Origin of the sequence: Nocardioides sp. ChNu-99, from assembly GCF_029493445.1 — a bacterium.
In the GTDB taxonomy this organism is placed as follows: Bacteria; Actinomycetota; Actinomycetes; order Propionibacteriales; family Nocardioidaceae; genus Nocardioides.
The window spans coordinates 25713-32498 of record NZ_JAHWBL010000038.1 but is presented as its reverse complement, the minus strand read 5'-3'; the positions used below and the strand labels follow the sequence as shown (position 1 = coordinate 32498).

Annotated in this window: 7 protein-coding genes; 2 read left to right on the top strand and 5 right to left on the bottom strand. The window is 73.3% G+C overall.

What is annotated here, in order from left to right; translation table 11 throughout:
• Positions 1–523: FxsA family protein (locus tag KK617_RS13025; protein ID WP_277500469.1), on the top strand; the 523-nt coding region annotated here is incomplete at its 5' end.
• An 11-nt stretch (positions 524–534) separates the two neighbouring features.
• On the opposite strand, the gene KK617_RS13020 is transcribed toward KK617_RS13025, so the two are convergent.
• The 4 genes from KK617_RS13020 to KK617_RS13005 all read right to left on the bottom strand — a co-directional run bounded on the left by KK617_RS13020 (position 535) and on the right by KK617_RS13005 (position 4930).
• A complete protein-coding gene (locus KK617_RS13020; RefSeq protein WP_277500468.1) occupies positions 535–909 on the bottom strand; it encodes an RNA polymerase-binding protein RbpA in 375 nt (124 codons plus the stop codon).
• A gap of 96 nt (positions 910–1005) precedes the next feature.
• Entirely contained in the window at positions 1006–2331 is a 1326-nt protein-coding gene (locus tag KK617_RS13015; protein WP_277500473.1) for an MFS transporter, read from the bottom strand.
• 151 nt (positions 2332–2482) lie between these two features.
• Positions 2483–3310, bottom strand: a complete 828-nt coding sequence (locus tag KK617_RS13010) for a glycerophosphodiester phosphodiesterase (protein WP_277500467.1) — start codon at positions 3308–3310, stop codon at positions 2483–2485.
• A gap of 81 nt (positions 3311–3391) precedes the next feature.
• Positions 3392–4930, bottom strand: coding sequence for a UDP-N-acetylglucosamine 1-carboxyvinyltransferase (locus tag KK617_RS13005; protein ID WP_277500466.1), 1539 nt, complete (start codon positions 4928–4930; stop codon positions 3392–3394).
• 126 nt (positions 4931–5056) lie between these two features.
• Here KK617_RS13005 and KK617_RS13000 point away from each other — a divergent pair, with 126 nt between their 5' ends.
• A complete protein-coding gene (locus KK617_RS13000; RefSeq protein WP_277500465.1) occupies positions 5057–6073 on the top strand; it encodes a zinc-dependent alcohol dehydrogenase family protein in 1017 nt (338 codons plus the stop codon).
• Between the two features lie 21 nt (positions 6074–6094).
• Here the strand turns inward: KK617_RS13000 and KK617_RS12995 are convergent, their stop codons facing one another.
• A complete protein-coding gene (locus tag KK617_RS12995; protein WP_277500471.1) occupies positions 6095–6694 on the bottom strand; it encodes a methionine ABC transporter permease in 600 nt (199 codons plus the stop codon).
• Positions 6695–6786 lie beyond the last annotated feature (92 nt).

The following is a 6786-nucleotide window of genomic DNA, read 5'->3' as shown; positions in this document are numbered from 1 at the left end:
TCGCCGGCCGGCCGGCAGCGTCCGCGCGGCGCGCCTGCGCCGGCTGCGCCTCGTGCTGCCGCTCCTGGCGGGCGTGGTCCTCGAGGTCGCCGCGGTGGTGCTGGTGGCCGGGTGGATCGGCGTCCTGCCGACCGCGCTGCTGCTCGTGGCCTCCACCGTGGGCGGGGTCGCGCTGCTGGGTCGTGAGGGGCGCCGCTCGTGGCGCGCGGCGCTGGACGCGGCCCGCTCCGGGCGTCCGCCGGCCGACGACCTCCTCGACGGCGTGCTCGTCGTCGTGGGCGCGGGCCTGATGATCGTGCCCGGGCTCGTCAACGGCCTCGTGGGGCTGCTGCTCCTGGTGGCGCGTCCCGTCGTACGACGCCCGCTGCGGGCCCTGCTGATGCGGCGAGCCCGCCGGTACGGCGTACCGGCGGGCTCGTGGCCCACCCCGGGGGGCAAGTCGTCCGCGGCGCCCGGGGCTGCCGGGCGCGACGACGTGGTGCGGGGCGAGGTCGTGGACCCCGACGAGGGGCCCCGGGCCTGACCCGCGGGACGTCAGCCCTTGCTGCGACCCGAGCGGTGCAGGTGCGCCGGCCCGATCTCGCCGCCGCGCAGCATCTCGAGGCGCTCCGTGAGGATCTCCTCGAGCTCGCCCTCGGAGCGACGCTCCAGCAGCATGTCCCAGTGCGTGCGCGCCGGCTTCTCGACCTTCTCCTCCGGCAGGATGCCGGCGGTGCTCAGCGCCTCGGACCCGCAGCGGGGGCACTCCCAGGTCGCCGGGATGTCGGCCTCGACGGACATCGTGATCTCGAACTCGTGGTCCTGCGCGCAGCGGTAGCCCACCTGCTGACGCGCGGCGAACTCGATGCCGCGCTCGTCCTCGAAGGACTGCCCTCCGAGTCGCGCTCCTCGCAACGTGCGCTCTGCCATGCGGGCACCTCCACCTCTCCGATCGGTCCCTACGCCTAAGTGCTCAACGGTACTGGTCGGCCGGGGATTCCCGAAAAGACGCCCTGTGCCCGGGGCTCAGACGCGGGGCGGCTCGGCGAGCGTCGTACCCGGTCGCAGGCCGGCGCGCACGGGCAGGAGGAGCAGCAGGCCCACGAGCAGCACGACGAGGATGCCGAGGATCCCGAAGTACTGCGCGTCGTCGGAGGAGGTGCCGGTGACCGCCGCGCCGAACGTGAGCGCGAGCGCCCAGCCCATCGGGGCCAGGAAGCTGGCGGCGCGCCCGGTCGTGGCGTAGAGCCCGAAGACCTGGCCCTCGCGTCCGGGCGGCACGAGACGGGCCAGGAGTGAGCGCGACGCCGACTGCGCCGGGCCGACGAAGATGCAGAGCACCAGGCCGAAGACCCAGAACACCGTCGTGCCGCCGTCGTGCAGGAGGAACACGGCGGCGCCGGCGAGGCACATGCACACGAGCGAGACCACGATGACCCGCTTGGGCCCGACGCGGTCGTCGAGCGCGCCCGCCGCGATCGTGGCGACGCCCGCGACCACGTTGGCCGCGACGCCGAAGATGATGACGCCGCCGTCGCTGAAGCCGAAGGTGCCGGCCGCGATCACGGCGCCGAAGGTGAAGACGCCGGCGAGCCCGTCGCGGTAGACCGCGGACGCGCCGAGGAAGTAGACGGTGTCGCGGTCGGTGCGCCACAGCTCGCCCACCGTCGCGAACAGCCGGCGGTACGACGCGACGATCCCCAGCCGTGGCTCCCGGGCCGCCCGGGCCTCGCGGGGGCGGTCGCGGATGGTGAGGATGACGGGCAGGGAGAAGGCGAGCGTCCAGGCCGCGCAGACGAGCATCGTCACGCGCACGTCGAGCCCGTCGTCCCCGGTGACCCCGAAGAGGCCGACCTCGGGGTTGATGAACCCGAAATACACGAACAGCAGCAGCACGATGCCGCCGAGGTACCCCAGGCCCCAGCCCAGGCCGGAGATCCGTCCCACGGTGGCCGGGGTGGCGATCTCGTTGAGCATCGCGTTGTAGTTGACCGACGCCAGCTCGAAGAAGACGTTGCCCGCCGCGAGGAGCAGCAGCCCGAGCCACAGCATGCTGGCGTCGGGGGTCACGAAGAACATGAGGCCCGACACGACCACGACGAGCGCCGTGTTGATCGTCAGCCAGAAGGTGCGGCGCCCGGAGCGGTCGGCGCGCTGGCCGATGAGCGGGGCCAGCACCGCGATCGTCAGGCCGGCCGCCGCGAGGGCCCAGCCCAGCTTGGTGTCGACGCCCGCGCCGAAGAGCGGCTCGCCCGCGTCGTCCTCCGCCGTCAGGTAGACCGTGAACACGAACGTGGTGATGACGGCGTTGAAGGCCGCCGAGCCCCAGTCCCACAGGCCCCAGGCCACCACGGGCCAGCGGGCCCGCCGCGGCTCCCCGGCCCCGTCGGCCCCGCCCGTGGCGCCGGTCGCGCCCGTTCCGTCCGTCTCGACCGTCACGTCCCCTCCTCGTGGTGGTGCCAGATCGTCCCGCGGGTGGTCCCCGGACGTGTCGCGGTCGCCGTCACGGCGTGCGCGGGTCGCGCCCGCCCCACGCGCCGCGGGCGAGGAGCACCTCGCGCAGCACGTCGGTGCGGTCGGTCATGAGGCCGTCGACGCCCAGGTCGAGCAGCGCCTCCATCTCGGCGCGGTCGTCGATGGTCCACACGTGCACGTGCTTGCCCGTGGCGTGCGCGCGTCGTACCAGCCGCGCGCTGACGATGGGCAGCACCCGCTCGACCGGCACCTGCAGGGCCGCCACGCGCCCGCCGGTCAGGCGGTCGGCGACACGGCCGGGGAGCAGCACGAAGGCGACGATCTCGCCGCGGTGCGCGGCGGTCGGCACGCGGCCGCCGACCAGGCGGCGGAAGCGCCGGATGCGCCCGGCCGAGAAGGAGCCGACCAGCACCCGGTCCCACAGGTCGTGCTCGGCGACGAAGGCCGCCAGGGCCTCGGGGGAGCGGTCGCACTTGAGGTCGATGTTGAAGCGCGCCCCGGGGAGGCGCTCGACGAGCTCCGCGAGGGTGGGCACGGTGCCGCGCTCGCCGACGCGCAGCCGGCGGACCTCGGCGAGGGTCAGGTCCCCGACCGCGCCCGCGGTGCCGGTGACCCGCTCGAGGAGCGCGTCGTGGAACGCGACCAGCACGCCGTCGGCCGTGACCTGGACGTCGGTCTCGAGGTGCACGTAGCCGAGGCCGGCCGCGTGCTCGAACGCCTCGAGGGTGTTCTCGTGGCCCACGACCGCCGGGTGGGCGGCGCCGCCGCGGTGGGCGAAGGCGAGGGGGGCGCCCGGGTGGGCCTCGTCCCCGTCGAGGTAGGCGAACCCCGTCACCGGGGTCGTCGTCGCGGTCACGGGCGTCACCCTAGCCCCCCGGCGACCGCCTCGGAGGGCGGTCGCCGGCGGGACCCCCGGGGCCCCGGGGGAGGGGGTCGCTCAGATGTCGCGGAACGGCACGATGTTGGCGCCGAGCTGGTTGAGCCGCTCCGCCAGGTCCTCGTAGCCGCGGTGGATCACGTACGTCGAGCGCAGCACCGAGGTGCCCTTCGACGCGAGCATCGCCAGCAGGATGACGACCGCCGGGCGCAGCGCCGGCGGGCACACGATCTCGGCGCCCGAGAAGTGCGTCGGGCCCTCCACCAGCACGCGGTGGGGGTCCATCAGCTTGACGTTGCCGCCGAGCTTGGTGAGCTCGGTCAGGTAGATCGCCCGGTTCTCGTAGACCCAGTCGTGCAGCATCGTCTGGCCGTTGGCGACCGCCGCGATGACGGCGAAGAACGGCAGGTTGTCGATGTTGAGGCCCGGGAACGGCATCGGGTGGATCTTGTCGAGCGGCGCGTGCAGCTCGGAGCGGTACGTCGTGATGTCGACGAGGCGGGTCTCGCCGTTGAGCGCGACGTACTCCGCGGAGCGCTCGTAGCGCAGGCCCATGCCCTCGAGCGTCGCGAGCTCGACCTCCATGAACTCGATCGGCACCCGGCGGATGGTGATCTCCGAGCCGGTCACGATCGCCGCCGCGAGCAGCGACATGGCCTCGATCGGGTCCTCGCTCGGCGCGTAGTCGACGTCGACGTCGATGCGGGAGCGACCGGTGACGGTGAGCGTCGTCGTACCGATGCCCTGGACGTCGACGCCGAGCTTGCGCAGGTAGAAGCACAGGTCCTGGACCATGTAGTTCGACGAGGCGTTGCGGATGATCGTCGTGCCCTCGTTGAGGGCAGCCGCCATGAGTGCGTTCTCGGTGACGGTGTCGCCGCGCTCGGTGAGCACGATCGGCTTCACCGGCTCGGTGCCGTGGGCGACCTGTGCGTGGTAGTGGCCCTCCGTCGCCTTGACCTCGAGACCGAAGTGGCGCAGCGCCGACATGTGGGGCTCGACGGTGCGCTCGCCGAGGTTGCAGCCGCCCGCGTAGGGCAGGTCGAACGTCTCCAGCCGGTGCAGCAGCGGGCCGAGGAACATGATGATCGAGCGGGTACGACGGGCGGCCGCCGCGTCGATGTTCGACAGGTCGAGGTGCTCGGGCGGGATGATCTCGAGGTCGTTGTCGGCGTTGAGCCAGCGGGTGCGGACACCGAGGCTCTGCAGCACCTCGAGGAGGCGGTTGACCTCCTCGATGCGCGCGACCTTGCGCAGCACGGTGCGCCCGCGGTTGAGCAGCGAGGCGCACAGCAGGGCCACGCCGGCGTTCTTCGAGGTCTTCACGTCGATGCTGCCCGACAGGGTCGTCGGCCCGGTCACGCGCAGGTGCGTGGGCCCGGAGCCGATGGCCACGATCTCGGAGTCGAGCGCCGTGCCGATGCGGGCCAGCGTCTCCAGGGAGAGGTTCTGGTGCCCCTTCTCGATGCGGTTCACCGCGCTCTGCGAGGTGCCGAGCACCTCGGCGAGCTGGGTCTGCGTGAGACCCCGGTGGTTGCGGGCGTCGCGGATCAGTCGGCCGATACGTGCCTTGTAGTCGGCCTGGTCGTCACCAGTCATGCGACCACGGTATCTCAGATATGAGATAGGACAACGCAGCGTCCGGGCGGCGTGCCGGACGCACCCGGGACGCCCGCCCGAGTGCACCTCGACCCGTGGCAGGGGCCCCTGCGGCAGGATGGCCCCATGCGCGCCACCACCCTCCACGGCCCCCGCGACATCCGCGTCGAGGACGTCCCGGACCCGACCATCGAGCTGCCCACCGACGCGATCGTGAAGGTGCGGGCGGGCTGCGTGTGCGGCTCCGACCTGTGGCCCTACCGCGACGAGACCACCGAGGGCTGGCGCACCATCGGCCACGAGGCCGTGGGCGAGGTCGTGGCCGTGGGCGACGACGTGCGCCAGGTGCGGGTCGGCGACTTCGTCGTGGTGCCCTTCTGCCACTGCGACGGCACCTGTGCGCACTGCCGCGCGGGGGTGCACTCGGCGTGCACCAACCTCGGCATGACGGTCTCCGGCCAGGCCGAGTACGCGCGGGTGACCCAGGCCGACGGCTCGCTCGTCGCCGTGCCGGGCGGCGCGCCGGACCCGGCCCTCCTGCCGTCGCTGCTGAGCCTGACCGACGTCATGGCCACGGGCTGGCACGCGGCCGTCAGCGCCGGCGTACGTCCCGGGTCGACGGTCGCCGTCGTCGGCGACGGGGCCGTCGGGCTGTGCGGCGTGCTCGCGGCCAGCGCCATGGGCGCCGAGCGGATCGTCGCGCTCTCGCGCCACGAGCCGCGCCAGCGCCTCGCGCGCGAGTTCGGCGCCACCCACGTGGTCGCCGAGCGCGGCAAGGAGGCGACCGCGGCGCTGCGCGAGATCACCGGGGGAGTGGGCGCCGACGCCGTGCTCGAGTGCGTGGGCACCGGTGACGCGGTGCGCACCGCGTTCGCCATCGCCCGCCCCGGCTCGACCGTCGGGTTCGTCGGCGTGCCGCACGGGGTCGAGCTGCCGGTGAACCGGATGTTCGCCATGAACGTGGGCCTGGCCGGCGGCATGGCGCCGGTGCGGCGCTACCTGCCCGACCTGCTCGAGCGGGTGCTGGCCGGCACGATGGAGCCGGGCCGGGTCTTCGACCTCACCCTCCCGCTGGAGGAGGCGCCCGAGGCCTACCGGGCCATGGACGAGCGGCGCGCCGTCAAGGTGATGCTCGAGCCCTGACGGGCGCCGCCCGGTGCTGCCTCAGGTGCGCAGCACCTTGCGGGCCAGCAGGTTGCCGGCGAGCTGGGCCAGCTGCACGATCGCGACGAGCAGCAGCACGGCGGTCCACGTGACCACCCAGTCGAACTGGCGGTAGCCGTACTGCTGGGCGAACGTGCCCAGGCCGCCGCCGGCGATGACCCCGGCGATGGCGGAGGCGTCGACGATCGCCACGAACGCGAAGGTGAAGCCGAGCACGAGCGGGCCGAGCGCCTCCGGCACCAGCACGGTGAAGGTGACGCGCAACCGGCTGGCACCCATGGCACGCGCCGCCTCGATGACGCCGGGGCTCACGCTCACCAGGTTCTGCTCGACGATGCGCGCGATCATGAACATCGCCGCCAGCGTCAGCGCGAACACGACGGCCCGCGTGCCGATGCCGATGCCGACCACCAGCCGCGCGGCCGGTTGCACCGCCGCGATGAAGATGACGAACGGGATCGGCCGGAAGAAGTTCACCAGCGTGTTGAGCAGCACGTAGGCGGGGGCGTTGGCGTAGAGCCCGCCGCGCTTCGTCAGGTGCAGGGCCAGGCCCAGGAGCATGCCCAGGGCGCCGCCGAGCACCAGCGTGATCGAGACCATCGTGAGGGTCTGCCCGAGGGCCTCCCACACCTGCGGCCACAGCTCCGGCAGCCGGGTGTCGACTGCCTGGGTGACGGCCTGGGGGGTGACGG

Bases quoted from the DNA above. Each gene is read 5' to 3' on its own strand.
- KK617_RS13020 (WP_277500468.1), bottom strand. From the start codon at position 909: ATGGCAGAGCGCACGTTGCGAGGAGCGCGACTCGGAGGGCAGTCCTTC.
- KK617_RS13005 (WP_277500466.1), bottom strand. From the start codon at position 4,930: ATGACTGGTGACGACCAGGCCGACTACAAGGCACGTATCGGCCGACTG.
- KK617_RS13000 (WP_277500465.1), top strand. From the start codon at position 5,057: ATGCGCGCCACCACCCTCCACGGCCCCCGCGACATCCGCGTCGAGGAC.
- KK617_RS12995 (WP_277500471.1), bottom strand. From the start codon at position 6,694: ATGGTCTCGATCACGCTGGTGCTCGGCGGCGCCCTGGGCATGCTCCTG.